This is a genomic window from Enterococcus sp. UD-01 (assembly GCF_044909655.1).
In the GTDB taxonomy this organism is placed as follows: Bacteria; Bacillota; Bacilli; order Lactobacillales; family Enterococcaceae; genus Enterococcus_L.
Map to the genome: position 1 here is coordinate 77,317 of NZ_JBIYEU010000006.1, position 25,114 is coordinate 102,430.

The window sequence follows — 25,114 nt, forward strand, 5'->3', positions numbered from 1 at the left end:
ATTATTTATATTGGAAACTCTTTTTTATTTACAAGAATAGCAGCTGCTAATCCGATAAATACAACACCAACCACAACCAGTAGGATTACTTCATTTCCACCAGCCTCAGGCATAACAAATTCTGGGTAATTCGGCAGATGATACGTCTGATCCCCTCCCGAAACTGTTTCATAAAATGCAGGAGGCAAGGTAGCTCCCTTTCCAGTGATCGTTACAGCTGCATTCGCGGCATCCACTTGAATCAGCCATTGACCCAGCGGCAGATTATAGCCCGGCAGTGTTTTGGTCTCGACTAACATATATTCCCCAGAAACCAGATTGGTAAAGCGTACTTTCCCGTCCAACGCCCCGCTTGTTGCAGCTTGAGCGGTTGTCTGATCCCAACAATTATTCGGATCATTCGTTACTAAGTCATCATGTGTATGATTTGCCTCATCTGCGTGCTTACAGCTATATAACTTGAATTCAACATCAGCCAGTGGTTCTTTTTGGGGATTTTCTTTAATGAATTCAAAATCCATTAATTCTTGAGCTTTTTTCTCTATTACGACTCCGACCTGCTCCGGCTCGACTACCTGTAAATCATCTACTGCAAAAGCAAAAGAATTCCAGGCAGCTCGCGTTTGTTCTGCAAGATTCGGATCCAACAGATTAGCTGACAACTCATTTTCAGCAGGTGCCTTCATTTGGAAATTCAATAAGATTTCTTTGCCTGACACCCATTCTACGCCAGCCTTCAACTCTACTTTAAAACTGTGAATCGCTGTCCAGTCAGTTACGGAGGACTCTGTCTGCCAATTTGGACTTACAGCTGAACTAGCATTTGTTAATTTTTCAGTCGTTTCAGGATAGTTGACGTTTTTAGTCAGATCATCAATTTTCGGCGTCTTTGCGCTACTGTAATGAACAGTCACTTTGTCCTGCCACTCAACCGGCAACGTAATAGGACCAGTTAAGCTTGGTGTAAACGCCGTTCCTCTGCTAACCTTGCTTGTAATACCAGAATCGCCTACTGAAGGCAGCACATCCATCAACACTAATTTTGAAAAATCATCTCCGGTTGTGTTCATCAGCTTCAATTGATAAAAGATATCTCCTTCCGGAACAGTATGACCGAACTTACTATAATTGGCATCCAAGCTTCCTTTGACTAATTTTTCGGTTTGAACATCTACGCTTTTCGTCAACTTATAGTTTTTTCCTGATTTGATGAGGTTTTGAGTGGTATTTTTATCACCATTCAGATCTTTCTTGTCAACTTCACTGATAGAATCAGAAATTGCTGGATTCCCGCTAACCTTAGGAGCATTCAGCGTTTCATCACCAGAAAAACCATACATATATAAGTTAAAATTAGCGGGACATTCTTTCGCAATATTTACATCAAATGCCACTCCGACCGATTCACCAAAAAGCAATTCTTTATCTGTCCAGTTGACTTTAATTAATTGCTGCCCGGTTCCCTGATAGTCGTCTGTAATGACGGAATAGCTTCCGCCGTTTTCGGAAACGACTTTTTTTGCATTGCTATATTTAACATTTGGGGCAGCTGTCAGCGTTACTCCTTTGGGTAAAAGAATCACACCATTTAACGGTCCATTCATTCGGACTTGGGAGCTGTTGTCAAGTGTTAGTGATGCATTGACTCGTTGTTTCCCAAGCTGGACAATGTTGCCATCTTTTACAGAGCTAAATTCAATGGCTGTTCGTCCAACCGGATCATAATTTTCAGGCTGTACGACTTTGACAGAACGATCGGCTGTCCAATTGGCACTTGTGTCATTCGGTGAAACTCTATAATAAGGAGTCGCTTCGCCTTGAATAAAGCCATATTGCATGAATTTATTTGTAGCTGTACCTTCAAAACCTTTTTTGACAGAAAAGTATACCTGATCGTTCCCATTTAAATCTCCTTCTAAAAGAGAACCATCATCATTTTCATAATGAACTTTTAAACTAAGAATCTGATCAGATTCAACCAATCCTAAACTCGCTCTGGAAAACTCATATTTAGGTAAATCACTCAATGAAGTGACAGGTTTTACATCTACTGGATGAGTAATCCAATTACCTTTGGAGTTAACTTCTAGCTTTAGCGATATATTAATTTTTTTTAATACATATTTTGGTGACGTACTATTGTACGCTCTTATTGGATGATAAATAATAATTTTTTCAAAATTTAGGTTCGGATCAATAAACAACTGCGTACCTGCGTATTTATACCCTTTCTCTACAATTGTTTTATAGTCTCGATTATTCCACGGAAACGGTGTTGTAAGAGTTTCATCTTTATAAACTAAACCATTTGCATCTTTCACTTTATTAGTAAGACCTATCGCAAATGATAAGTTATATTTCAATTTTGCTGCATCTGTGACCACTGGAACTAAACCAATTGTATCTGGAGTAGTAACCGTTTCACCTTTTCCGTCAGCAGGACCTTTGAATATCGGATAGTAGACATTCGTTCCACTTGAGGAATTATTCCCTCCTGGAACAATCGTAACTGAGGCTTCATTCGATTCTGTATTTATCTCTCGTCCAAATACATCTTTTGTAGTTAAGTCAACCTTATTAGTTAATACTGCATCGTCTTTTCCAACAGTGCTATAAACAAGAAATTCTTCCGAAAATAAGTCTTCCTCATTGGCCAGTCGCTGCTCTTGTTCTGCAATTGTGGGGGTGTTATAGGTCCAGGTATATACATCGGTTGACGTTTGGAAGGGCCAAAAGCCACTGACAATCGTTTCTTTTTTCGGAGCAGTCGTTGAATTGGTTCCTTGGTAGGTTAAGCCCTCGGTAAAGATTTCTTTGATGTCTAATGCTGTTTTATCACCTAAATAAAGCAGCCCAGTTTTTTTAGAGGAAACACTTACCTTCACTTTCCACATAACAACTTGGCCTTTGGCTGGTGCCACACTTGCATCTGCATCTTTGACACCCACATAAGATTTCGTTACGGAAATTGGCAGTGAAGCAATGACATTAATTTCAGCAGTGTCTGTCAGTACATTTAAGCCATCTGCTTCCAGCGTTGCTTTGATGGATAGCTTTGTATTATTGTCCGTAGTACCGTTTGGTGGAAGGACATTAATAACTGTTCTATACGCCTGACCTGCGATCAGTTCAGGAAATTCATAGGTCAGTGTATGAGTGGAGCCATCATAAGCAGGCGTCACGCCAGCTATCACTAATTCGTTTAAGTCTTGCTTAAATTCCGCTTTGTCCAAAGGCGGCAGTGTAACAACCACCTTTGCATTGGTATATTTCGTTTTAGCTCCCGTTACTTTTAAATTCAGAATATAAGACGCTGTTGTGCCTGACTCGATTTCTTTTTTCTCAGGTGCAATATCAACGTCTACCATAAGGTTTCCGATTCGCGGAGCTATTTTTTTAGGTATCTTACTTACAGTTGTTTCATCTTTGGTAGTCAAGGTTTCTTCTGATGATGCTTCTTTTTCATGCGCCTGAATGCTGCTGACAGGTTGTTTAAAGAAAAAACACAACGTCAGAATGAACATACTTAGTAAAACTGTATACAGTACCCGCAACCTTTTCCTTTTTTCCATTTTTTACCTCCTTTCTTTTTATTTCAACAAACTGTCACCGTCACCTTTCTCTCCAAAATAGCCGCCATGACAGTCATTCATGATCACCAACAAGTTTTTCTCAAAGAAGGTGTGACTTATGTCTGGTGTCTTTTCTGCTAATTTCTGCCATGTAGCCTCTTGAACGAACATTTTTAATGAAATCTTTTGCTGCTTCGTTGCTAATCTTATTACGAATATGAAAAACTAAATTAGCGATTCTAGGCTTTGCCGAACAGGTTCCATTTTCATTCCAAATCTTTTTCTCCATTTCTTCGTAGCTGAACACGGTCCCTTTTTGGCTGAATAAAAGATCAATCATTTTATATTCAAGATTTGTTAATTGTATTTCTTCTTCCCCTTCAATTAACAGGCTTCGATTTTGATCATTTAGTTGTATCCAATCCGTCTGATTCGTGTGATTTAACTCTTTTTCGTGATACCTGACTGTATTATTGATAATGAGCCGAACCTCATCCGGACTATACTGCGATTGAATATTCCCAACTGCTCCCAATTTTAAAAATAGTAAGCGATTCGTTTCATTTTCTTGATTAGAAATAATCCAAATGTGCGGTTCATGATTGGCTTTTAACTCTAATATTAATTTGCAAATTTCACCGATGCTTTCTTGGAATTCATCATATATAATGACCACATCAGATTTTGCCAATAAAGAATCATTCAGGTTTGAAAATTCCAATAAAACCACTTCATGTTGATCCTTTTGTAAAGCTTCTATGTATGTACTATCCAGTTTTCCAACTATATTTATTACACTAATTTTACACACTGTCGTTCCTCCTATAACAAATTAAAAAATTCGAGCAAATAAGTGTCTTTTTTTCGAAATTTCCATACAATTGTGATTAGTGCGGAAAATCCTTTACAGTACTGGGTTTCCCCTAGACTGACCATAATCTATGACGGCGAATTTTTAAATTTGAAAGAGTTTATCCAACTCGTGCATCGCTTTTCTGCGGGTTTCCAATAATGACCCCGTGTAGATATCTAAAGTCATTTTGGTGGACTGATGCCCTAAAATACGACTTAAACTAGCTACATCAATGCCGTTTTCCATACATCTGGTAGCAAATGTATGCCGTAAGACGTGAAAATTGATTTCCGGAATACCAGCTGCCGCCACTTTCTTTTTAAATTGGTTGGAGATTGTCCTTGGTTCAACAAGTTTATTCGTATTGGAAATAACATAAATCAAGCTTGGGTGATATTTATTTTGCAGATACTTTTTTAAATTGGGCGCCAGTGGTATGTCGCGTAATGAGTTGGAGGATTTAGGCGTTCCTTCAATGAGTTTCGTTTTAGCTCCGTTCGGTTCCTCGTTTACAATTCGGGAAACCGTCCTTCTTACATGAATCAATTCATTTTGAAAATCAACATCCTCCCATTTTAAACCACTGATTTCACCAATCCTCATGCCAGAATATAAAGATAAAATAATCGGCGAACAGCTTTTTTCCTGAAAAGCATGCAACTCTAATTTCTTTTGTTGATGAAGACTAAGAATTTGGACTTCCTTTTGTTTTTTCTTTGGAAGTACGATTTGTTCACTTATATTTTCAGACAAATAGCCTTGTTGCTTGGCTGCCTCTAAAGAATTTCTAAGTAAAATAAATACGTTATTGATCGATCCGGCTACAAGCTCCTTTTTTTGAAGGGTATAAAGGAAATTTTCCAGTTCTTTTTTTTGGAGCTTCTTAAGCGGTATACTTCCAAGTTCCGGTAGAATATGCTTTTGGATGACGCGTTTATAGTTAGAATAGGTAGTTTCCTTAACTTTTTTCTTCACATTATTTCTCATCCAAAAATTTAACCAGTTTTCCAACGTGCCAATATAACAATCTTGGGTATGCTGGGGTGAATACAAATACTTTGCTTTTAATACAATCACCTTTTGCTTAACCTCCGTGTATGTTTTACCATATACCGATCCGTAAAGAATCCGACCATTTTCCTTTCTACTTTTTATATAGCGTGCCTCCCATCTCCCATCTTTTCTTTTATAAATATTTTCTCCTTTTCTAGCCATAATAACTCCCATCCTTTCTTGACGATTATTTTGACGGCTCATTTAGAGAAGAACTCACAAAATCGTTAAACTATGTTAAAAACATTTGTGAAATCATTCAAAAAAATAAAAAACCAGATATTTTTCTGTTTTTTTTATTAAAGACAGATTGACTTTTACTAATACTGTTGTTAATATTTAATAGAAGCTGAATTTTTTCATTCCATATCTATTTCTCAATTGTATGGAAATTTCGAAATAGATTATCCGTTTTTTAAAACTATCATTTTTTTAATGTTAGTCTTATTTCCCTACAGCATAGACATCTGTCTATTTGTAATTTTACCTTGTTTGAATAATGAAAAAATAGATTTGATGATGAAATTTCAATATTATATGTTTACAAAATTAAAAAACTCTTCATATAAAAAAAGCAACAGTCATTAATTTTGACCGTTGCTTTTTAGTTATTTTATTTTTTATTAAACTAAATAAATAAAAAGATCATGACTTGTAATAATCGTCATGACCTCTTTTTGACTTTTCTTAAAATCCCGGTAAGCCTTTTGCGTACTTGCCCATCGTTGCTTCTGTTTCTTTTTCGATTTTTGCTAGTGCATCGTTCACTGCCATAATCACTAAATCCTGCAGCATGTCTACATCTTCTGGATCCACTACTTCTTCTTTAATGGAAATATCTTTCATTTTACGGTCACCTGTAAAGGTAGCCGTTACAAATTCATTCGTAGATGCACCAATAAATTCTTTTTCGTTTAACTGTGCTTGTGCTTTTTCCATATCTTTTTGCATTTTTTGTACTTGTTTCATCATACCTTGCATATTACCCATGCCACGCATCATAGTTATCGTCTCCTCTTAATCATTTATCACTTCAACGAGGTCTTGGCCAAATAGTGCCACAGCCTCATCTACTAACTCATTATTTGGTGGTGTCTGCGGCGCTTCTTCATCTATTAAATGTGTTTCGCCAGCTTTTGACTCCCCCTCAGCATGACTGCCGATAGAATCTTTATTTTGGCTAATAAAGGATTGGCGTAGTTTCGGCCAGCTTTCCTTTGTGATACAAACCATTTCCGGTGCATAATCTGACACTAAACGACTTAAATTATTATGCAGCGCCAGCTGCAATTCTTCATCCTCCATTGCACGTCCGCACACAATCTCATAATCAAAGGCCACCACTAAGCCTTTTGGCCCCGCTGCTACCGGTTCACTTGCCTTAAGCATTGCTCTTTGGGTAACAGACAGCATTTGTAATAAATCATCCCAAACATTTTTTACGTTTAACAAGTGATCTCTAGTCGCTTCATTTAAGACCTTATACACCAGCTCAGTCGGTATTCTTAAGGCGTTTTTACTGCTAACCGCTCTTGGTGTTTTTACCGGCTCGGGTTCTTTCACTTGAACACCATTTTTCTTCAATTCGGCTAATTCTTTTTGCAGCTGTTCGATCTGTTGCTGTAATGCTGAAATTTCCGCAGGCGCAGCCGGACTTGTTTCATTAACCGCGGCATTAAGTAGCGGTGCGACTGATTTTGCCAGCTTGACTGTTGCTACTTCAAGGTAAATATTCGCATTGTTGGTAAAACGGATATCATTTTGTGTGTCGCTTAAAATATGAATCATTTGATAAATTTTTTCTGCAGCCGTTTTGTCTGCTAATTCTTTAAAATTATCCGTTAAATGACCCGCTTTTTCTTTTAAAAGATTTGGTGCTTGTTGAAACATTAATAAATCACGACAATATAATAACAAATCTTCCAGAAATCTTCGAGCTTCTTTGCCTGAGCCTAAAATTTTCTCTAAGGTTTCAAGCGCTTGCTCAACATCTCCTCGGACACAATTCGCGATATATTGATCCATCATTTCATAGGTTAAGCTACCGGTCACCTGCATAGCATCCGTCACCGTTACTTTTTCATCACTGAACGAAATTGTCTGATCCAAAATGCTTAACGCATCACGCATTCCGCCTTCTGCTGCCCGACCAATAACATATAACGCCTGTTCATCGTAGCTTATATTGATTTGCTTTAAAATATAAGCCATATGCTCAACAATATCCTGCGTGCTGATTCGTTTGAAATCAAAGCGCTGCGTTCTCGAAATAATGGTTAAGGGAATCTTGTGCGGTTCTGTTGTCGCTAGGATAAAAATAACATTTTGCGGCGGCTCCTCCAACGTTTTCAGCAGCGCATTAAAGGCTCCAGTGGACAGCATATGTACTTCATCGATGATATAAACCTTATAATCCGCTTGAGTGGGCGCATATTTTGCCTTATCACGGATATCACGAATTTCTTCAACACCGTTATTGCTGGCCGCATCAATCTCAATGACATCGTTTAAACGACCTTCGGTAATCGCCCGACAGGTTTCACATTCATTGCAAGGTTCACCGTCTACACTATGTTTACAGTTGATCGCTTTGGCAAAAATCTTCGCTGCACTGGTTTTTCCTGTTCCTCTTGGGCCGGTAAACAAATAAGCATGTGAGGTTTTCTTTTGGACAATTGCGTTTTTTAACGTCTGTGTAATTGCTTTTTGTCCTACAACATCAGCAAAACGCTGCGAACGCCAGACGCGATACAAAGCTTGATACGCCATTATTTACCCCTCCCTCAAAATTTCACTATCTCCTATTATACGTGATTTTTCCAGATAAGGCATTAAAAAAATGTTAAAAGTAATTCGAAAAGCACAGCCGCTAGTCTACCAAAAATAAAAAAACAATCCAATTAAAAATCAGATTGTTTACTGCTCATTATAAAGCTGTGTCTATTTCTTCGTTTGGATTTGGTTTGTCCATCGCACGGAACATCTGGTTATAACGTTCTTCATCTTCTTGATTATCCCGAATAACTTTCGATAAGGTAAATGAAGACGAGATTAATCCCACAGAACCCATTAAGTAATAGCCCTTAACCATTAACGGTTCTTTTAAGGTGTACAGTCCAATTAACATCAATGCCGCAAAAAAGGCAAAGGATCCCCAACTTAGAAACACAAAAGCTGGCGTGTTTCTATACGCTTTCTTTTTCATATCAATCTCCTTAAAATTTATATACTGCTTTTTCAGTATATCATTATCTTATTCTCAAAGACAACCATTAGTTGCAATAAAGAGCATACTTGAAGAATGAATGTTATGAATTTAAGTAGTTAATATCTTCCGGCAACACTAGCCGACGCTTATTAATAAACTTTCTCAAGTCAGTCAAGTTTTTGAACGAGGGGATATCTTCAACAATCATACTTATATTTTTATCCACTCCATCCACGGTAAAATTTGAAACATACAAATCAAAGGATTGATCGATCGGGCTCACGTTTTTTTCAAAGTAGTGACTTTCTTGAAAAGAAACTTTAATTTTATTTTGGAAATTCTCCTTCAATACAGAGCCCAGCAGCTGCGCATGTTCCTGTCCCAAATCACTCAAAACTAAAATAGACACCTGATGCCTTAATTTTTCTGACAGTCGGTTCAAATCTTTCCAGCGAATCGCTATTTCATGCAGCAATTCGTCGGCATACATCGTCTTCCAAGGAAATTTCGTTTTCTCTTCCAATTTGCCCAGTGCTTTTGACACAACGGCAGCAAAAACCACAAAGTTGTTTTTTACAGCGCCGCTGGAATATAAATAACGATCGTAAACCATAAAGTGCTTGTGGGGAAACATTTTATGTCGTGTATAAGTATATTCCATTAAACGAACTATACTTTTGCGACTCGTTTCCGCGATTTCTAATGACAGTGCTTCACTGATTGTTCTGATTAATTGATTGGCCTGATGAATAACATTTCTGCGTTCCTGCTCATTGTCCCAACCATATTTCCACCAAAATACGGAATAACAGAAATCTTCATACCAATGATCAGCCATTACTACATTGAGCGGCTCGACAATTTCAAGAATATCCTCATAATAGCTTTTTTGCTCACTGACCGTCTGTACCAGCTTATTAGCAGCATAGCTTGTCGGCTGAATAAAAAAGCCCTGACGCTCCCGCCTCATGGTAATAATAATCAAATAAGCGAGCTGCATCATTTGACTATCGTTCAGCTGCAAATTGAAATCCTGATTAATTTTATTCGTTAAAGTAAAAACTTTTTCTTTATCTACCTGAAACGGCCATTCCCGAATACCATATACCTCTAAAAAATAAAAAGCAAAAAAATAACGGATTTGGCGTTCATCATTTCCATAAATATAATAAGGTGAACGATTCATTTCAATATTACGATCCTTCAAGGCTGAAGAAATTAAATTCGATAAGCGATACAAGCTGGAATTGCTCAAAAATAATTTTTCTTCCCAATAAACAGCTGGTTCCTTTGGTTGAAAAAAAACAGATTCCAAAAGAGCAAACGCATTCGATTCTTGAATAATTTCAACATAAATTTCATGAATGGAGCGATGTGGCGAGGTGATCAAACGAATACCATTTTTTCTGGAAGTTTCAATTGATAAATGCTCCTCCCAACGATCTTCTATGTACTGACAATCCAGCATAACCGTTTTTCTAGAACAGTTAATTGTTTCTGCTAAATAATCTGATGTAAACCAGCCGTTAGTGCCATTTAGTATGTTAAGCAACAAAACTCTGCGGTGCATAGCAGGTGATAATATTCGCTCCATTTTATCCCTCTTTTCACTTTTTTCATTTTCCCTTCAAATTCTTCCACTTAAAGAGAAAATTTTGAAGAAAACCTTATGTGTCAATACTTATAGTATCATAATAGACTTTTCAAAATCAATTCTAAGCGCACCTCAATTGGTTTATCTACGTCATGCATTTATTATAAAAAGTGTAAAAACGCGGATTTAAAATTTATCGATAAATGGAAAATCCCACCACATTTTTGGAGGGATTCTACATGCAAAACAAACAGTTTAAAAAGACAATAATTCTAGGATTTATCAGCATTTTAAGTATCATGATATTTATCGGCGGCTATGTTTGGGCGGACAGTGTCGATCGAGAAAATCAGCAAAGATCTGAAACTGAAACCATCACAAAAAAATATTTTAAAAAAACAGTAGAACCTAAAATGAAAAAGAAAGAAAAAACAAATGAATCAACTGGTACTTCTGAAGTCACCACTGTTGCTGCAGCTACCAAGCAAACACCGCCTGTCATCGTGGCACCTGCTGCAACCGTTCAACAAGGAGAACCATTCAATGTTTATACTGGTGTAACAGCCACAGCTGCCAACGATGATGATTTAACTGCCCAGCTTCAAGCTTCTAAGACGACGATTGATACCTCTATTCCCGGTGATTATACTGTTCATTTTTCAGTTGTCGACGCGAATAACAATACAGGGACAGCAGATCGTACGATAAAGGTAATCCCCGCTACAGTTGAAGCAGCTGGACAAGAAGATACGCAACCAGCCGATGAAACAGCCCAAGCAGAGAGCACAACTGATGAAAAAATGCCGACTGAAACAAAAACAGCCACAGCACCTTCAACACCTGTTTATGAACCGATGACGATCTACATGAATGGTCAAAATATTCCTTATCAAAATGGCGGTCAAGGAACCGGTCAAAGTATTATTGACGCTAATCCGAGCGGTGTAGCTGCTACTTGGGGTGGAGCAGCCGTACAATCCGGCACTGATGGTCAGAACACGCATTTTATTGGTCATAATCCGGGTGCTTTCGCTACGATCTTTTCATTAAGCGCCGGCAGTCAAATTATCGTAACTGATGCAAACGCAACGCCTACAACTTATACAGTCAGAACTTTACTACAATTGAATGATTATGGAGAAGAAGTAAATACAGGCAAAGATTATTGGGATTTAACTGTCGGAACAGGTGATGAAGAAAGAATCACTTTGCAAAGCTGTATTAATGACGACATTAACTTAATCGTGATAGCCTATAAATAAAAAAGAGTAGGACAGAAAAGAATTTTCTTTTGTCCTACTCTATTTCTATAAAGATGCGATAAAACGCTTAAAAGCCGCTTGACCTGATGCTGACGGCTCAAAGGGTGCAGCCTGAGTTAAAGCTTGAAGAAATTGTTGTCCAACAGCAGCTTGCCAGTTTGGCGTCTCCTCCAAAGCTGCAGCAACCACCGTTGCGCCCATGACTTCCATTAAGCCAAGTTGTTTTTTTGCTGTAAAAGATGCTTGCTCAAAAGAACGATGCTTTGGAGAATTGTCACATAAGACTAAATCCAATTCAAACAATAATTCTTTGCGTCTGGCAATCGCCATAAGCGTGTGGCGAAGCGTTCCATCAGGAGCCACAGCCTCCATTTGAATTTCAGCATCAGAGTAGCCGCGCCATTTATTTAAAATCTCTGTTCCTGTTAAAACTAAATCTTCCTGATTAGGGCTTTGTAAACGAATCACTGGTAACGGCCATTTTACAATCCCAGCATTCATCAGCGGATAGTCAGCGAATTCAAAATAATCAACTATCTCAGCTTTTGCCAAAGGAAACTCTTTGCGACCAGCCTGATAATGTTCGTGAGTAGTATTCTCTCCACCAGATAAAAGTAAGTCTGTCTCAGCTCCTACAAAATAATGAGGCAACACCTCAACAATTCTCATTAATCTGCGGAAGGTAGCCTGATTAAAAGTCAGCGGCTGATGTTTTTCAGCGGAAATGATGGCTTGTTCATCGTAGCAAGCTGCCGGTGCATAATGAAAACCCCAGCTTTCCCCATCCAAATTCATACGTATAATTCGCTGATTCGTACGAGCAGGGTAATTTTCTCGACCTGCATAGCCTTCATTTTCCATGCACAGTTCACATTTAGGATACTCCTGTTGAGATTCCTGTTGAGAAGTTTTTTTAACTGCTGGCTGTATCACTATTTCTAATTCTCCATACTCAGTCAGCGTTGTATAAAACTGTCTTGCCTCTGCCGCCTGCGAATGAATATAGTTATTTCTTTGGTTTAATTCATAAAAATAATTTGTTGCTTCTTCCGGAGACTTATCATAATGTTTCGCAAAAAACGCATTGACAACGGATGGCGGCGGTGTAAGAAAATCCATCAACTGAGCTTCAAATATAGCTAGCTGCTCCGGATTTTTTTCAACTACACCATTTTTTTGTGCTTGATGCACTAATTCTGCAAGCAACTCTTGAGAGGTGGCCCTTACCTTGCTTGGTGCAGCCGGCGCCATTGTCTCTTCACCAATCATTGCCAGCAGGCGATTTTGTAAATAGATGCGGTCCAATTCCATCCAGCCGCCTGCCTGAATTGCTAATGTTGCAAAATCAGTAATCGTTTTACTAATGGACACAAAAATTCCTCCTAGTCCTCATATCCGTTTGGATGACTAACATGCCAGTTCCAAGCGGTTTGAATGATTTGTTTAATGTCCGTCGTTTCCGGCTGCCAGCCCAATTCTTCCTTAGCTTTTTCACTTGAAGCAATTAGTTTACTTGGATCGCCCATTCTGCGCGGCATTACTTTTACCGGAATTTCTTTGCCGGTAACTTCACGTGCAGCTTCAACGATCTCTTTAACGGAGTAACCAGTACTACTGCCTAGATTGAAAATAGCACTGTCATTCCCCTTTTGTAAATATTCAAGCGCCTTAATATGGGCCGCTATTAAATCTTCAATATAGACATAATCACGAATACAAGTTCCGTCCGGTGTATCGTAATCATCGCCAAAAATACCGAAGAACTCTCTTTGTCCCAGTGCTGTTTGTAAAACGATTGGAATTACATGCGTTTCTGGCTGATGATCTTCCCCAATCAAGGCATCGGCTTTTGCGCCTGCTACGTTAAAGTAACGTAAGGCAACATAGCGCATGCCGTAAGCTTGATCACACCATTTCAGCATTTTTTCCATCATTAATTTACTCTCGCCATAAGGATTTTTAGGATTGGTTGGGACTGTTTCTACAATTGGCATGATTTCTGGTTCGCCATAAGTAGCTGCCGTTGAAGAAAATACGATCGTTTTCACTCCAAATTCCTGCATTACTTCCAATACTACCTGCGTTCCATAGACATTATTATTAAAATACATCAATGGTTTTTCAACAGATTCACCAACTAAAGAACTAGCGGCAAAATGAATAACAGCTTCGATTGCTTCCTTTTTAAATACTTCCTGCAAAAAGACTTTATCACGAATATCGCCTTGATAAAACACCGCCTTTTCATGAACAGCTTGTCGATGTCCGGTTAATAAATTATCAACTACTACAACTGTATACCCTTTTTCAACTAATTGATCAACTGCATGCGAACCAATATAGCCTGCTCCGCCTAAAATTAAAACTGACATAATTACCTCCTTGTCAAGTACAAAAGCCTTTTTTGAATATATGCTCCATTTTACAGCTTTCTTCCACCATCAGCAACCACAGCAGTCGATTTGTAAGACAAACGTTATTTTTGTATCCAAACGCTAATCTTCTCAAACAACTTGTTTCAATCTATTGGCTTTTTTAGTTCGTTTAGTTCATAATGGATATATGAAAAAAAATTTGAGAGGAGCTTTAATATGAAAAAATTTATTTCAGGCATGCTTGTCGGAACTGCGGTTACTTGTGTGGCTATGATGGGCTTAGCTGCTACTGTAAAGAAAACAATTATCGATCCGATTGAAGAAAAAGAAGACATGATTGAAGCAAACCGTAAAAAAGCGATGCGCAAAAGAGTGACACGTTAACCTAGATTTGTACTAAAATTCATTAATCAGAAAAGCGTAAAAGGTTTCAAGAGTTGAGTCTTGAAACCTTAATCTTCTTGAAAGACAATATATTTTCTTTACTTCCATGTTAGACATCAGATTATTCCTCCCTAATTATTTCTCCTTTTAAGAAAAAGATTCGCAGCTACGCTACTGCCGGAGAATTTTCTTCCATTTAACGAACGATCCTTTTTGAAATAGTTAAAATACTTCTGTAGGATCAAAAGGTAAGCTAAGTATCTTTTTGTTTGATCCAAATGTATTTCATTATTTTCTATTTCATATTGTAATCCTAAAGCCATACAAACGCCGTGTAAAATACCAAATGCACGAGTGACTTCTTGTGGTTCACCTAATAAAGTATTGGTGCAATGACTTTTTGTAAAAGCACACTCATAAACAACGTTTTCACGTAGTTCTTCTCTTGTAACACCTACAGCACTCAAATACATTTCTCTCATCTCCTATTGATCCTTATTACTATCCTTTCTACTGATCGTTTTTGAATATCATATATGCTGCCGCTTAACATTTTAAAAGGTCAGATTTTCAAAATTGATTAAGTTTAACCATTGAGTACCAAGTGTTTCAATCCACTCGACTAGAGTTCTACACTTCTTAAGTGTATAAAAAGTATATTCAGGATAACCTTGACATTGTTGGGTATAATCACTTGAGTTATCATGAGCAAAAAGATAGATTTTTTCTGTATTTCTATCACACAGAGTGACATCACCATTTGCATCCAAATCTACAATAAATAATGCCCCCAAATCAATAAATTCAGTGTTCTTACCAAAATCTTCCTTCTCATACTGCTCTAACTCATCCAGTATATCTTTTAAATACTCCTTATTATCTAACTCACCAAAACCTAATATCTTAGTTTTATTTTGCCAATAAAACTCACTTTCGGCTATGGTTAATTGATAGTCATAGTAAAACCCTAAAATACCTCCTAACATACCAGTAAATATTGTATATGACTCCGTTTCAATAAAGCTTTCTTTTTTAGGTGGTAAACAAACTATTTCAAAGATACGTCCCTTTATTTCCCAGCATAATATCCAATAATGCATTTCTTTTTTTCTATCTTTCGTAAAGAGTTCTAATAGTATTGCTGATTCTAGCATCAATGTAAATTCAGGAAATAAATCTCTAAATTCACTAGGTATGTTTAGTTTTTTCTCTTGCCATTTCGATATCTTATTTACATTAAAAGTATAATTGTTTTTCTTTGAAAGGTAGTTAATATATTTTTCCATTTTATGCTCCTTTTTGAGAAGCCGAACTATTTTCAGCTTCAAAACTTTTTACCGTTCGCTTTTGGAAAAATTAACTTAGAAGATCCACAGCTGCTTTCGGAGCATTCCATTTCACGAACGATCCTTTTTGTGAATTAATTTTCTGTTCTAAATATTTTCCATTATTTCGTTTAACAAATTTATGCAGATTGAACATTGAATTGTCGTACTCGTTTTTTGCTTAATTAAAAAAAAGAGAGCTATTAATTTTTTCACTTGTTGTTTAGATATCAGTTTTTCAAAATTTTCTTGTTTCTTGATAATTATTGTATGAAGTATCGCAATAGCTTTACTGATATGAGATATAGTATTCTTATCTTTCTTTTTCGATAATACTTTGATAAAAATATCCCACGTTTGAATAGATTTATACTGCCACAGAAATGAACCCACTGCTTGTAAAACTTTCATATCATTCGTAAAAATCAAACGCTTTACTACAATGACTGCTTGATTCTCAAAGTAAATTGTATCAGCATTTTTCACAAATTCTTCACCATTCTTCGTTGAAAGGGCTAAGTGAATATACCTATGACAAAATGATTCTAGCATATAAATATAGTTCCACAGCAAGTCACTATCTTTCTCAGAAGAAACTAACATCATTAATTCATCCGTATGAGTAATAAAACAAGTTCTAATAGGAACAGTATACTTTGTTCCAACTTCCAAACAACTAGCTTGTCTTAAAATTTCACACCCTTTTTCCGTTCATCAAATACTTTATTATTAGACCAAACAAGAGCTTTATCTAAAGTCTCAGCATTATATTTTATCGGCATTTTTCTCTCCTTAATTTTCAAAAAATCCTTCTTTTTATCAATTCGACTTATTATCATTATAACGTGATTTGAGTCATATTCAAACGACTTATAAAGAAAAAGCTCGACAAAAATTCTATCTGAGTCTTAGAGCCATCTATATTTCCATCACTTTAACGAATGTGACATAATCGGTTTGTGTCATATTCGACCAAACGAAATTTTTCATTTTTCAAAATCTATCATCGAAATATTATCTATATATATATATAAATATTTTAAAACGAACGAAAGTAACGTATTTATTACTAACCATCTTTTAAGAATTTTTTTGCAGGAGGTGAACATCATGATCCAACCATTTGGCGATATTATTATTATCAATTTGTAAACAAAAAAATTGATCTATGTGAAATACGGAGTTAGTGGATAATACTTACTTCGTATTTTATTCATGTACGCTTCTCATAAACCTTCATTTTTAAGAAATATTGGCTTAACTTGAACTATATAGTAAATGAAAGCGAAAAAGTATTGACACTTAAAAAAAATACTGGAAGCTTTTACAAAAGAATCAATCAAAGCTTGATTTTAAAAAACGCCGTTCCTATTTAACTGTTACAGAAGTCGTTGAACGATTATTGGCATATGATGATGAATTAACCAAGGGCTACGCCTGTTATCAAGACTATATTTAAGCTGTACAAACAAGAAATTATTCAACAAATGAGGATCACGCTCAGCTTCCAACTTATTATCAAACTACTATTGATACATTTAAAAAGTACCAAAATAAAGTGAAAATGCCTTGGAATTTCCTTATTCTAATGAACCACTAGAATGTTTAAACAACCATATTAAAGTCTTAAAAAGAACGCCTATAGTTTTAGTAACTTCTACAATTTCAAACTGAGGATTTCTTTATGTTTTGACAACATTCTTTTTCATATAAAATAGAAAAACCTAGAGGAAAGTTTCTCTAGGAATCATACGAATCGATTTAATTCTTTGGATTTTCTTCTCCAACATTAGTTGACAAAGAGCAGTAATTTTTAGAAAAATGAGCCATCGCTCCAGTTACTTCTGCTACTTTTTCAGGCTTTACTAAAGGTAGTAATTTTTGCTGCAGCTCATTAAAATCAGCCATACTTAATTTTTTTGTTTGCTGCTGTGCAAAGCTCTGGAGTAAAATTCCTTTTGCTTCCTCTTGTTTTTCTGGTCGTGTATTTTCTATAAAAAAAGCTAAAAATTGTTTCTGTCCTTTATTCATACTTCTTTCCTCCTATAAGCGGATTTTTAATCATTGAAAATCGTTGCGGCAATGACATCTGCTTCCCGCATATTTCTTGGATCGGTTCCTGGTCTAGCTGTTGTCGCGGTCAGCCAGTTCAGACCTTCAGTGGGAATTCCATAGCAGAACAAACCTTCCACAATCTCACCAGAAGCATCAATCATTTGATTATTTTTTCGATCAATCATTAACGCACCTGTAAAAAACTTCTCCCCGGAGCTTAACGTTAATTGATGACTTACAGCTAAACCTGACTGCAACAGCTGCTGTATTAAAGGATTTAAACTAAACTGATTGGCAACCTTAGGTAAACGCGCTTCAATCAGAAAATGCGCAGCATATTTTTTTGTCGGTTCTTTCTGTGAAAACGCGATAAATGTGCCATTTTCTGTTAAAACGTTCATGTCCTCCTGTAGAATCGTCACAACTCCTGCTTCAATCAGCGCTTTCAATTCAGCAATTCTTTCCAGAGGTGGACCAATTGAAAGAAACGCATTTAATGGTGTAAACCAGTCCCACAGCCATTCTTTTGCTTCATCATCTGTGAATAGCTCATGATCGAGCATAAAACGTACCTCATCGCGCAAATCCTTCAAGCTGTCCAGCGCAGCTGCAAAAGGACCATCAAGGTTGCCTTTTTTAGCAGAAGTGTAATCCCATGCAAGATAATCAAGCAGCGATTCCGGATGATTAAAGGTCTGCTGCGGATGTTGGACAATCGCCCAATCCCAATACTCGTCCTTTTTGATACCGAATTTTTGTAGAGTGCTTTGTGCTCCCTTTGTTCGAACAAACATTTCCGTGAAACGGCCAGCATCTATTGAAGGATAATGTTCCTTGATAAGTGCCGTATAATAAGCTAATTCGACTTCTTTTTGTAGCAGCTGAAAAAATTGCTGCGCTGTCAGCTTTTCTTTTCGTTTAAATTTATTCAAGTTTTTTTCTTTTAAAAAATGTGGGCGATATTCTTCTCCATAGGCTTTTTGATTTCGCCCTCTTGCATGATAGGGAATGCCCCGTCTGGAACCTGCAATTATTTTAGGCTCCTTACCGGATGGCTGATACACGAGCTTCCCAGCTCTTTCTTGAAAATGCCCTCCCCGACCTCTAGTCAGCAATGCCAAATAGTCAAAAAAGACCAGCCCTAATCCTTTGATAATAACTGGCGCCTGATCTTTGAGTGCCTGAAGAGGAGCATCAGCAGCATTTTTAGGTGTTGCGTAGTATAACCGGTGTTCACTAGCATAGGCCGCCAGTTTCTTTTCTTGACTGCTCATTTCAATTTCCTGATGTCCTACTGCTAAAATCACCTTATCTACTGTAATTTCAAGCGCTTTTGTATAAACTTGAAAAGCAGTATTTTGCTTTTTGACAGCCCGCACAGTGTTCTTAAAAAACTTTACAGATGTTTGATCAGTCATTCTGGTTTGAAGATAGGCGTAAAACCATTGTTGATAGAAGCCGTAGAGTGCACGTGAGCAATGATCGTCAGGTCCTAGGTCTTCACATTCTTTTATTAGTAACTCTTGATTTTCAGTCGGTTGTTTTTGAATAAACTCAAGCGCTTCCTGCTTAATCCATTCATACAAATTAGGACCTTTCACTACAGGTCCCGAAGTACTTAGGCTCTCGTCCGTAAATAAAGTCACTTGTGAAACTACCGAATTCATCATTAATAAAACTGATTGATCCCGCCAAACCTTTCCTCCTGGACCATAAGGATCGAACATCGTGATTTGAACACTTTGTTCATTTCTTGCCCATTCAATAATGCGTTCTAATGCACCAAGACCGCGAGGACCGCCGCCGATAATTGCTATTTTCATTCATGCCCTCCATTATGCCTTAATCTTTTCTGCTGCTGACACATCTTTCCAATAGTTCTTTTAATACAACAGCATTATTTTCAGCTTGATTTTTGGCTCCATAAACCAATGTAACAGTTGGATGCTTTTGAACAATCTCAATCAGCTGTTCAAAAGCTGCACTTGCTTTTGCTTGATGTAATTCTGCTGTATATTTTTCTTTAAATTCTGGAAATTTAGCTGATTCATGATGAAACCATTGTCTTAATTCTTTGCTAGGTGCTATTTCTTTCAGCCATAAATCCAACTGTTCTTTTTCTTTAGATACTCCTCTAGGCCATAAACGATCAACCAAAACACGATAGCCATCTTCAGGAGCCGCCGGTAAATAAGCTCTCTTTAACTGAATCATTTCCGTCACCTCTTCTTTATTTTAGCGCAAATGACGTAAAATAAACATTAGAAGAATCAATAGAAACAAAAAAACTCAGCCTAATGGATTTGCTTAGACTGACGTTCTTTTTTGTAGTACTCAATTCGATAATTTTGCAATTGCCTTCATTGCGATTGCTTCTTTTAAAATCTTTTGAAGAACACCGGCAAATACAGCAATGAGCATAGCAATAAACATAGGAACACTGCCTAAAATAATCAGTCCCGGCGCGTCATCAATCTCAGCGATGCCAAAAAGAAATGGCAGCATCAACAAATAAAAGCTGCTGATGGCTCCGGCACAATATTGGATCTTTTTCAATTTCTGGACTGCCTGCTCGGAAAAAGTATGACCCTTGTCAATGTAGGTTAAAAGCTCAAAAGATTCATACAGCGTAATAAAAAAAGGAATGGCCGACAAATACAGTAAGCCGGCACTAGGATAGAGTAAAAAAGCATAGCTAGGATTTGCAGGATGCGTTCCTAGATATATTAGACCAATACTCCCGAAAAGAATAACCGGCAAACTAATAAGAATAACAGCAATTTTTAGAAAAATAATTGACCCTCGTTTCATAAGAGAACCTCACAGTTCATTGTTTTCTTTTAAAGAATAGCTCTTTGCTCCTACTTTTACAATCATTCTTTATTCTCTAAAGAAATTATTTAGCTTTTTTGTTCAGATAATCATTCAACTATTTAAACATTGTTTCTGCCCTTAGATTAATTCTTCAGTTTCCCAAGCCTCCGAAAATTTCTCTTCTTTAAAAAGCGACATTAAACCGCTCAATTGTTTCAACCGCAATAATTCATCCTTGTCCATACCGATGTTTTCATTCAACCATTCGTCACTCACTCCTGCTTCCACCAGCTGTTTAACAATACTGACCATTAAATCGATGGAATGCGTTCCTCTTGCCCGATTATGCCGAATCGTACTTGCCATTCGTTCCGACAACGGCTTATCAATCACTGAAACAGGTAAACAATAATTTTCCCGTTCTGCAATTACTTTCGACTGCTTCATCACCTTATAGCGGTGAAAACCATCGACAATTTCGTACACGTCTTCCTCGGCAATATAATAACAAACAATTGGCATGGTATAGCCGTCTGTTAAGATAGATTGTTCTAATAATTTTAATTCTGGAGGTGCCACAGAATTGGGGTTATAGGCATTCGTCCGAATTTTTTTGATGGGCACACGGCGTACATTATATACCGGGCTTAAAAAAGATTCTTCCATGTTTCCAGCGCCTCCTTTTGCTTACTTAATTCTTCCACCGTTTGGCTAAATCCCATATAACGACAAGCGGTATCATTTTTCAAAATAGTAATACACATTCTTTTATAAGAAGGAACGAGACGAAAATTTTTAATCGGCAAATTGTCCGGATATTCCTTAAAGCGAATCACTTCATAAGGCTGACGATAGTTGCGGTTATTTTGGGGTTTGCCCAATTTTTCAAAGGCAACAGGTACATTGTCCAATTCATCAACGACATTAAGCGGCAACGCTCCTCCAGTTTCAGTCCAATATTTAATTGAAGCGGTAAATTTTTTCAAATAAATGTTGCGCGTTGCAGCAGGTAAGGTTTTTAATAAAAAATTGACATACGTTTTCCAACTGTGTCCTTGCGGCAGTTTCACAGTTTTGTACCCGACTGCCCGACTGCCGCCATAAATGGCAGCAAAGTTGGCACCATTTACTCTACCGACAAGCTTCGCCCAAGTTTTTGGTTCAATTGCTCGGTATAGCTTTAAAGAATGAACACCTGAATGATGGAAGGGATTCGCTACTCGCATTTCATTTACTGGAATTCCAGCCTTATAATACAGGTCGTAAATCTCATTGTAATCCCACTTAAACAAAGCATTGGCTGTCCAAATATCCGAAGTCGTCCAATCATAGATAGGGTATACATTAAATACATTCATGCCAATTCTTTGAGTAAAACGTGTATTTCCGAAAGAGCGAAAATTGTCCTTACGATTAATTGCGTTATAGCGGTGTAAGCTTTCCTGAGCACGAATACCTACTAAAATTGCCGTTAATTTAGCTTCTTTTTCCTTATGCAGCCACTTCCCAAACTTAACTTGAAATTGATAATCAGACATTCCGACGCGAAAGAAATCAAATGAATGATTCTCTAAATGAATAACGTAGGGCTTATCAGGAATTTCCCGTACCCACAACTCCTTTTCTTCAGGATTCCAAGGCATCCAGGTCGTATGGTACATTGAAATACCGCAGGAAGCAGAAACTGGAAGACAAATATGATAATAATCAAATTCTGGATATTTTCCCATGCAGCGATCAACATAATCCAATGTCTGCTGGTAACTGCCTTCATAATCTAAGTGAAAGACAGATACTTTCACCTTGCTTTCATGTTTTTTATAATAATCATAAACCAATTCCAGCATAACTCCTGAATCTTTGCCACCGGAAAAGGACACGACCACGTGATCAAATTTTTGAAAAACATAATCAATTCTTTGCATCGCTGCTTCATAAACGTCAATTCCTAACCAACGTTTTCCCATGATAATCCCCCCCTTTATCATTTTCCGTTAAATTAGTTCAAATGACAGCTAACTTCCCAACCTATAAAAAAACAGTTAATTTGAATAAATCATACATCAAAAAGCCTGTATTTTCAATTTCACAGTTAAAATTATCTTTTTTTTGGTGAATACTGTGTGACTATTTAGTATTTTCTATTATTTATCAATTCACTGTTTCTAGCAGAATCACTTGTTTGTCTTCTCATATAAAATCGGCAGCGCTTGAAACATCTTTTGCTCTATACTTTTTAACTATTGATCGAGCTTAATAAGTCCAAACTTTTTTGTAAAAGTACAACAATTTTTTCAGAAATAGTTTCCTGTAATTCCTCCGTAGTCGAAGTAGCCTGTTCATCTGCTTTATCACAAATCCCGCGAATAGAAAGATATTCAGTATCATTTAGAAAACAACACTGTGCAGCCGCTGCCGATTCCATATCTACAGCGCTAATCTGGAATTCATTGTATAACTTTTGTTTTAATTTAGGATCAGCAACAAAGCCTTCCCCAGTGCCAAAAATCCCTATTTTCACCGTAGGCTCAATAGTTCTGAAAAGTCGGATCATTTTTTCATTTCCAGAATAGTACAATTGCTTTGGAAAAGTCTTTTCTGACTGTCTTTTTCGCACGTCATGATGACAATACTGACGACCAAGATATAAATCACCAATCCGGCTGGTTTCTTCAATTCCGCCAGAGACTCCGACATTTAGCAATAAATTCGGCGTAAAATGCGTAATCATCAGTTGGGTAAAAACAGCCGCATTGACTTTCCCCCTGCCTGAACAAACAAATACTAGCGTATGCTCCTTTTCTTCACACAGATAAAATGTATTATGACCATGTTCAACAGTCCGAATCAGTGCAAAAGCGTTTAAAAACGGACGCAGCTCATTATCCATTGCTGCCACAACCCCAATAATCATTGACTAACTCCTTTCAATAGAACCGAAAAAACACAGCGAGGAACATCGCGTTGCGGCGCAGATGTTTTTCACTGTGTTTTGGCAATTAACTATTTTTCTTTTTGGTTTTTCCTGTCCAGCCTTCGTAGCCGCCTTTAAGAATGTAGACATTTTTGTAGCCTTGCTTGCGCAGTTGATTCGCCGCACGAATGCTTAAAGATTTTTTCTGATCGTAAAGATACACTGGCTGATCTTTACGAATGGAATTCATTGTCGTTTTTAACGTCGTGTAAGGCATGTTGCGGGCACCAAGAATATGACCGCCGTCAAATGAATCCTTTTCACGCACATCAATAATCTGTGCTTTACGCATTCCTTCTTTAAATTCATCTTCTGTAATCGTTTTGGCAGAACGCTTAGCCATAATGCGAAGATATAACTCATTTGCGCCCATTCCTAATAAAATAGCCAATAAAATAATGTTGATAATCCATAAAACGTTCATTCCAAAATCCCTCTCCTACGCTTTTTCCTTAAATTGTAACGCGAGTGAAGCAGCGCCGATAACACCTGCTTCATTCCCTAATTCGGCAAGTTTCACTTGGGTACTGTTGCGAACCTCTGGAAATGTAAATTCTTCAAAATAGCTTTGAACCCGACTCCGCAAAAACTCGCCGGCCGCCGACACACCGCCGCCGATCACGATACTGGACGGATTTAGCATATTGCCGATATTTCCCACAGCCAATCCAAGATAATAGCAGACCTTGTCAACCACCATTAAGGCAAAAGGATCATTCGCCTGCGCATAGTCAAAAATATCCTTACTTGACACATCCTGACCATCATCAATGTCTTGCTTCAGCTTAGAGTCTCCAGCATATTCTTCAGACATAAGACGTGCAACTCTGACAACGCCCGTTGCACTGGAAACTGTTTCTAAACAGCCGCGTTTACCACATGTACATTCAAAACCGCCCGGATCAACCGTCACGTGACCAATCTCGCCCGCACAGCCATTAACGCCGTGAAGTAATTTCCCTTCTGCGATAATGCCGCCGCCAACACCAGTCCCTAAAGTAATAAAGACAACATCCGGATGATTATCCCCGGCGCCTTTCCAGCGTTCACCTAGAGCAGCAACATTCGCATCATTGTCCAATACAAAAGGAATGCCAGTAGCTGCTTCGATTTGCGCTTTTACTTTTTGTCGTTTGGTCCAATTCAGATTATAGGCCCCAATTACAGTACCTTCTTTAATATCTACACTGCCGGGCGTGCCCATACCAATTCCTACAAAATCGTCATGCTTCATCCCGTAAAGATCAATGCGATGATTAATTGATTCAATAATATCAGGCACGATGTGACTGCCCTCATCAAGAATATTCGTTTCAATACTCCATTTTTGCTGAACAGTTCCATCAAGTGTTAAAATTGCGAATTTAATCGTTGTTCCGCCTAAGTCAATCCCTATCAGTTTCTTGTCCATTTACTCGGTTCCTTTCTGAGTCGCTTTACTTTCTTCGATTCGATGTTCTCTTTGCAAGACACTTCTCGCATTAAGATAGGTGTCTCTATCAATTAAGTGACCCTCATAAATATTTTTCAATTCAATCATCATCAGCTCAATATCATAAATTCGGGCACCTACATAAATATAAATACCGAATTGCTTAAACAGTTGCTGGACATCATATAGTGTTTTCATAGAATACACTCCTTT

24 protein-coding genes are annotated in these 25,114 nt (G+C 37.4%); 2 read left to right on the forward strand and 22 right to left on the reverse strand.

Annotated elements, in window-relative coordinates; all coding sequences use genetic code 11:
* Positions 1 to 5: 5 nt before the first annotated feature.
* From ABH902_RS07230 to ABH902_RS07260, 7 genes are all read right to left on the reverse strand, one after another.
* Positions 6 to 3,572 carry a prealbumin-like fold domain-containing protein gene (locus ABH902_RS07230; RefSeq protein ID WP_404589941.1) on the reverse strand — a complete coding sequence of 1,189 codons (3,567 nt, stop codon included), beginning with the start codon at positions 3,570 to 3,572 and terminating at the stop codon, positions 6 to 8.
* 100 nt (positions 3,573 to 3,672) lie between these two features.
* Positions 3,673 to 4,383: a winged helix-turn-helix domain-containing protein gene (locus ABH902_RS07235; RefSeq protein ID WP_404589943.1), complete on the reverse strand. Its 711-nt coding sequence runs from the start codon at positions 4,381 to 4,383 to the stop codon at positions 3,673 to 3,675.
* A 144-nt stretch (positions 4,384 to 4,527) separates the two neighbouring features.
* Positions 4,528 to 5,640 carry a tyrosine-type recombinase/integrase gene (locus ABH902_RS07240; RefSeq protein WP_404589944.1) on the reverse strand — a complete coding sequence of 371 codons (1,113 nt, stop codon included), beginning with the start codon at positions 5,638 to 5,640 and terminating at the stop codon, positions 4,528 to 4,530.
* 525 nt (positions 5,641 to 6,165) lie between these two features.
* Positions 6,166 to 6,480, reverse strand: a complete 315-nt coding sequence (locus ABH902_RS07245) for a YbaB/EbfC family nucleoid-associated protein (protein ID WP_404589946.1) — start codon at positions 6,478 to 6,480, stop codon at positions 6,166 to 6,168.
* 15 nt (positions 6,481 to 6,495) lie between these two features.
* Positions 6,496 to 8,247, reverse strand: coding sequence for a DNA polymerase III subunit gamma/tau (gene dnaX / locus ABH902_RS07250; RefSeq protein ID WP_404589948.1), 1,752 nt, complete (start codon positions 8,245 to 8,247; stop codon positions 6,496 to 6,498).
* Between the two features lie 157 nt (positions 8,248 to 8,404).
* A complete protein-coding gene (locus tag ABH902_RS07255; RefSeq protein WP_404589949.1) occupies positions 8,405 to 8,683 on the reverse strand; it encodes a YiaA/YiaB family inner membrane protein in 279 nt (92 codons plus the stop codon).
* A gap of 103 nt (positions 8,684 to 8,786) precedes the next feature.
* Entirely contained in the window at positions 8,787 to 10,280 is a 1,494-nt protein-coding gene (locus ABH902_RS07260) for a helix-turn-helix domain-containing protein (protein WP_404589951.1), read from the reverse strand.
* 239 nt (positions 10,281 to 10,519) lie between these two features.
* Here ABH902_RS07260 and ABH902_RS07265 point away from each other — a divergent pair, with 239 nt between their 5' ends.
* Positions 10,520 to 11,542: an immunoglobulin-like domain-containing protein gene (locus ABH902_RS07265; RefSeq protein ID WP_404589952.1), complete on the forward strand. Its 1,023-nt coding sequence runs from the start codon at positions 10,520 to 10,522 to the stop codon at positions 11,540 to 11,542.
* 45 nt (positions 11,543 to 11,587) lie between these two features.
* Here the strand turns inward: ABH902_RS07265 and ABH902_RS07270 are convergent, their stop codons facing one another.
* Together ABH902_RS07270 and galE are read right to left on the reverse strand one after the other, a co-directional pair.
* Entirely contained in the window at positions 11,588 to 12,913 is a 1,326-nt protein-coding gene (locus ABH902_RS07270; RefSeq protein WP_404589954.1) for a UDP-glucose--hexose-1-phosphate uridylyltransferase, read from the reverse strand.
* An 11-nt stretch (positions 12,914 to 12,924) separates the two neighbouring features.
* Positions 12,925 to 13,914, reverse strand: a complete 990-nt coding sequence (gene galE, locus ABH902_RS07275) for a UDP-glucose 4-epimerase GalE (protein WP_404589955.1) — start codon at positions 13,912 to 13,914, stop codon at positions 12,925 to 12,927.
* A 219-nt stretch (positions 13,915 to 14,133) separates the two neighbouring features.
* On the opposite strand from galE, the gene ABH902_RS07280 reads away from it, so the two are divergent.
* Entirely contained in the window at positions 14,134 to 14,301 is a 168-nt protein-coding gene (locus tag ABH902_RS07280) for a DUF3042 family protein (RefSeq protein WP_404589957.1), read from the forward strand.
* Between the two features lie 131 nt (positions 14,302 to 14,432).
* Here ABH902_RS07280 and ABH902_RS07285 read toward each other — a convergent pair whose 3' ends face one another.
* The 13 genes from ABH902_RS07285 to ABH902_RS07345 all read right to left on the reverse strand — a co-directional run bounded on the left by ABH902_RS07285 (position 14,433) and on the right by ABH902_RS07345 (position 25,099).
* A complete protein-coding gene (locus ABH902_RS07285; RefSeq protein ID WP_404589958.1) occupies positions 14,433 to 14,783 on the reverse strand; it encodes a hypothetical protein in 351 nt (116 codons plus the stop codon).
* A gap of 72 nt (positions 14,784 to 14,855) precedes the next feature.
* Complete coding sequence (locus ABH902_RS07290; RefSeq protein WP_404589960.1) at positions 14,856 to 15,587, reverse strand: hypothetical protein; 732 nt, start codon at positions 15,585 to 15,587, stop codon at positions 14,856 to 14,858.
* Positions 15,588 to 15,734: 147 nt separating this feature from the next.
* Positions 15,735 to 16,298, reverse strand: coding sequence for a hypothetical protein (locus ABH902_RS07295; RefSeq protein WP_404589961.1), 564 nt, complete (start codon positions 16,296 to 16,298; stop codon positions 15,735 to 15,737).
* Positions 16,299 to 17,387: 1,089 nt separating this feature from the next.
* Entirely contained in the window at positions 17,388 to 17,657 is a 270-nt protein-coding gene (locus ABH902_RS07300; protein WP_404589962.1) for a hypothetical protein, read from the reverse strand.
* A gap of 26 nt (positions 17,658 to 17,683) precedes the next feature.
* Positions 17,684 to 19,504 carry an FAD/NAD(P)-binding protein gene (locus ABH902_RS07305; protein ID WP_404589964.1) on the reverse strand — a complete coding sequence of 607 codons (1,821 nt, stop codon included), beginning with the start codon at positions 19,502 to 19,504 and terminating at the stop codon, positions 17,684 to 17,686.
* A gap of 19 nt (positions 19,505 to 19,523) precedes the next feature.
* Complete coding sequence (locus tag ABH902_RS07310; protein WP_404589965.1) at positions 19,524 to 19,895, reverse strand: DUF488 domain-containing protein; 372 nt, start codon at positions 19,893 to 19,895, stop codon at positions 19,524 to 19,526.
* A 120-nt stretch (positions 19,896 to 20,015) separates the two neighbouring features.
* A complete protein-coding gene (locus ABH902_RS07315) occupies positions 20,016 to 20,492 on the reverse strand; it encodes a DUF2975 domain-containing protein (RefSeq protein WP_404589966.1) in 477 nt (158 codons plus the stop codon).
* Between the two features lie 141 nt (positions 20,493 to 20,633).
* Positions 20,634 to 21,161: an IbrB-like domain-containing protein gene (locus ABH902_RS07320; protein ID WP_404589968.1), complete on the reverse strand. Its 528-nt coding sequence runs from the start codon at positions 21,159 to 21,161 to the stop codon at positions 20,634 to 20,636.
* The gene (locus ABH902_RS07325; protein WP_404589970.1) at positions 21,143 to 22,462 is read right to left on the reverse strand and encodes a DUF3440 domain-containing protein; all 1,320 of its coding nucleotides are present in this window, start codon (positions 22,460 to 22,462) and stop codon (positions 21,143 to 21,145) included. Before ABH902_RS07325 ends, ABH902_RS07320 begins: the two co-directional genes overlap by 19 nt.
* A gap of 269 nt (positions 22,463 to 22,731) precedes the next feature.
* Entirely contained in the window at positions 22,732 to 23,409 is a 678-nt protein-coding gene (gene mtnN, locus ABH902_RS07330) for a 5'-methylthioadenosine/S-adenosylhomocysteine nucleosidase (RefSeq protein ID WP_404589972.1), read from the reverse strand.
* 85 nt (positions 23,410 to 23,494) lie between these two features.
* The gene (locus ABH902_RS07335; RefSeq protein ID WP_404589973.1) at positions 23,495 to 23,893 is read right to left on the reverse strand and encodes a rhodanese-like domain-containing protein; all 399 of its coding nucleotides are present in this window, start codon (positions 23,891 to 23,893) and stop codon (positions 23,495 to 23,497) included.
* A gap of 15 nt (positions 23,894 to 23,908) precedes the next feature.
* Positions 23,909 to 24,880: an ROK family glucokinase gene (locus tag ABH902_RS07340; RefSeq protein ID WP_404589974.1), complete on the reverse strand. Its 972-nt coding sequence runs from the start codon at positions 24,878 to 24,880 to the stop codon at positions 23,909 to 23,911.
* Positions 24,881 to 25,099, reverse strand: a complete 219-nt coding sequence (locus ABH902_RS07345) for a YqgQ family protein (RefSeq protein ID WP_404589976.1) — start codon at positions 25,097 to 25,099, stop codon at positions 24,881 to 24,883. It lies immediately after the preceding gene.
* Positions 25,100 to 25,114: the final 15 nt, after the last annotated feature.

Excerpts from the sequence above, each read along its gene's own strand:
- ABH902_RS07230 (WP_404589941.1), bottom strand. The coding sequence starts at position 3,572 with ATGGAAAAAAGGAAAAGGTTGCGGGTACTGTATACAGTTTTACTAAGT.
- ABH902_RS07240 (WP_404589944.1), bottom strand. The coding sequence starts at position 5,640 with ATGGCTAGAAAAGGAGAAAATATTTATAAAAGAAAAGATGGGAGATGG.
- ABH902_RS07245 (WP_404589946.1), bottom strand. The coding sequence starts at position 6,480 with ATGATGCGTGGCATGGGTAATATGCAAGGTATGATGAAACAAGTACAA.
- dnaX (WP_404589948.1), bottom strand. The coding sequence starts at position 8,247 with ATGGCGTATCAAGCTTTGTATCGCGTCTGGCGTTCGCAGCGTTTTGCT.
- ABH902_RS07255 (WP_404589949.1), bottom strand. The coding sequence starts at position 8,683 with ATGAAAAAGAAAGCGTATAGAAACACGCCAGCTTTTGTGTTTCTAAGT.
- ABH902_RS07260 (WP_404589951.1), bottom strand. The coding sequence starts at position 10,280 with ATGGAGCGAATATTATCACCTGCTATGCACCGCAGAGTTTTGTTGCTT.
- ABH902_RS07265 (WP_404589952.1), top strand. The coding sequence starts at position 10,520 with ATGCAAAACAAACAGTTTAAAAAGACAATAATTCTAGGATTTATCAGC.
- galE (WP_404589955.1), bottom strand. The coding sequence starts at position 13,914 with ATGTCAGTTTTAATTTTAGGCGGAGCAGGCTATATTGGTTCGCATGCA.
- ABH902_RS07280 (WP_404589957.1), top strand. The coding sequence starts at position 14,134 with ATGAAAAAATTTATTTCAGGCATGCTTGTCGGAACTGCGGTTACTTGT.
- ABH902_RS07285 (WP_404589958.1), bottom strand. The coding sequence starts at position 14,783 with ATGAGAGAAATGTATTTGAGTGCTGTAGGTGTTACAAGAGAAGAACTA.
- ABH902_RS07290 (WP_404589960.1), bottom strand. The coding sequence starts at position 15,587 with ATGGAAAAATATATTAACTACCTTTCAAAGAAAAACAATTATACTTTT.
- ABH902_RS07300 (WP_404589962.1), bottom strand. The coding sequence starts at position 17,657 with ATGAATAAAGGACAGAAACAATTTTTAGCTTTTTTTATAGAAAATACA.
- ABH902_RS07305 (WP_404589964.1), bottom strand. The coding sequence starts at position 19,504 with ATGAAAATAGCAATTATCGGCGGCGGTCCTCGCGGTCTTGGTGCATTA.
- ABH902_RS07310 (WP_404589965.1), bottom strand. The coding sequence starts at position 19,895 with ATGATTCAGTTAAAGAGAGCTTATTTACCGGCGGCTCCTGAAGATGGC.
- ABH902_RS07315 (WP_404589966.1), bottom strand. The coding sequence starts at position 20,492 with ATGAAACGAGGGTCAATTATTTTTCTAAAAATTGCTGTTATTCTTATT.
- ABH902_RS07320 (WP_404589968.1), bottom strand. The coding sequence starts at position 21,161 with ATGGAAGAATCTTTTTTAAGCCCGGTATATAATGTACGCCGTGTGCCC.
- ABH902_RS07325 (WP_404589970.1), bottom strand. The coding sequence starts at position 22,462 with ATGGGAAAACGTTGGTTAGGAATTGACGTTTATGAAGCAGCGATGCAA.
- mtnN (WP_404589972.1), bottom strand. The coding sequence starts at position 23,409 with ATGATTATTGGGGTTGTGGCAGCAATGGATAATGAGCTGCGTCCGTTT.
- ABH902_RS07335 (WP_404589973.1), bottom strand. The coding sequence starts at position 23,893 with ATGAACGTTTTATGGATTATCAACATTATTTTATTGGCTATTTTATTA.
- ABH902_RS07340 (WP_404589974.1), bottom strand. The coding sequence starts at position 24,880 with ATGGACAAGAAACTGATAGGGATTGACTTAGGCGGAACAACGATTAAA.
- ABH902_RS07345 (WP_404589976.1), bottom strand. The coding sequence starts at position 25,099 with ATGAAAACACTATATGATGTCCAGCAACTGTTTAAGCAATTCGGTATT.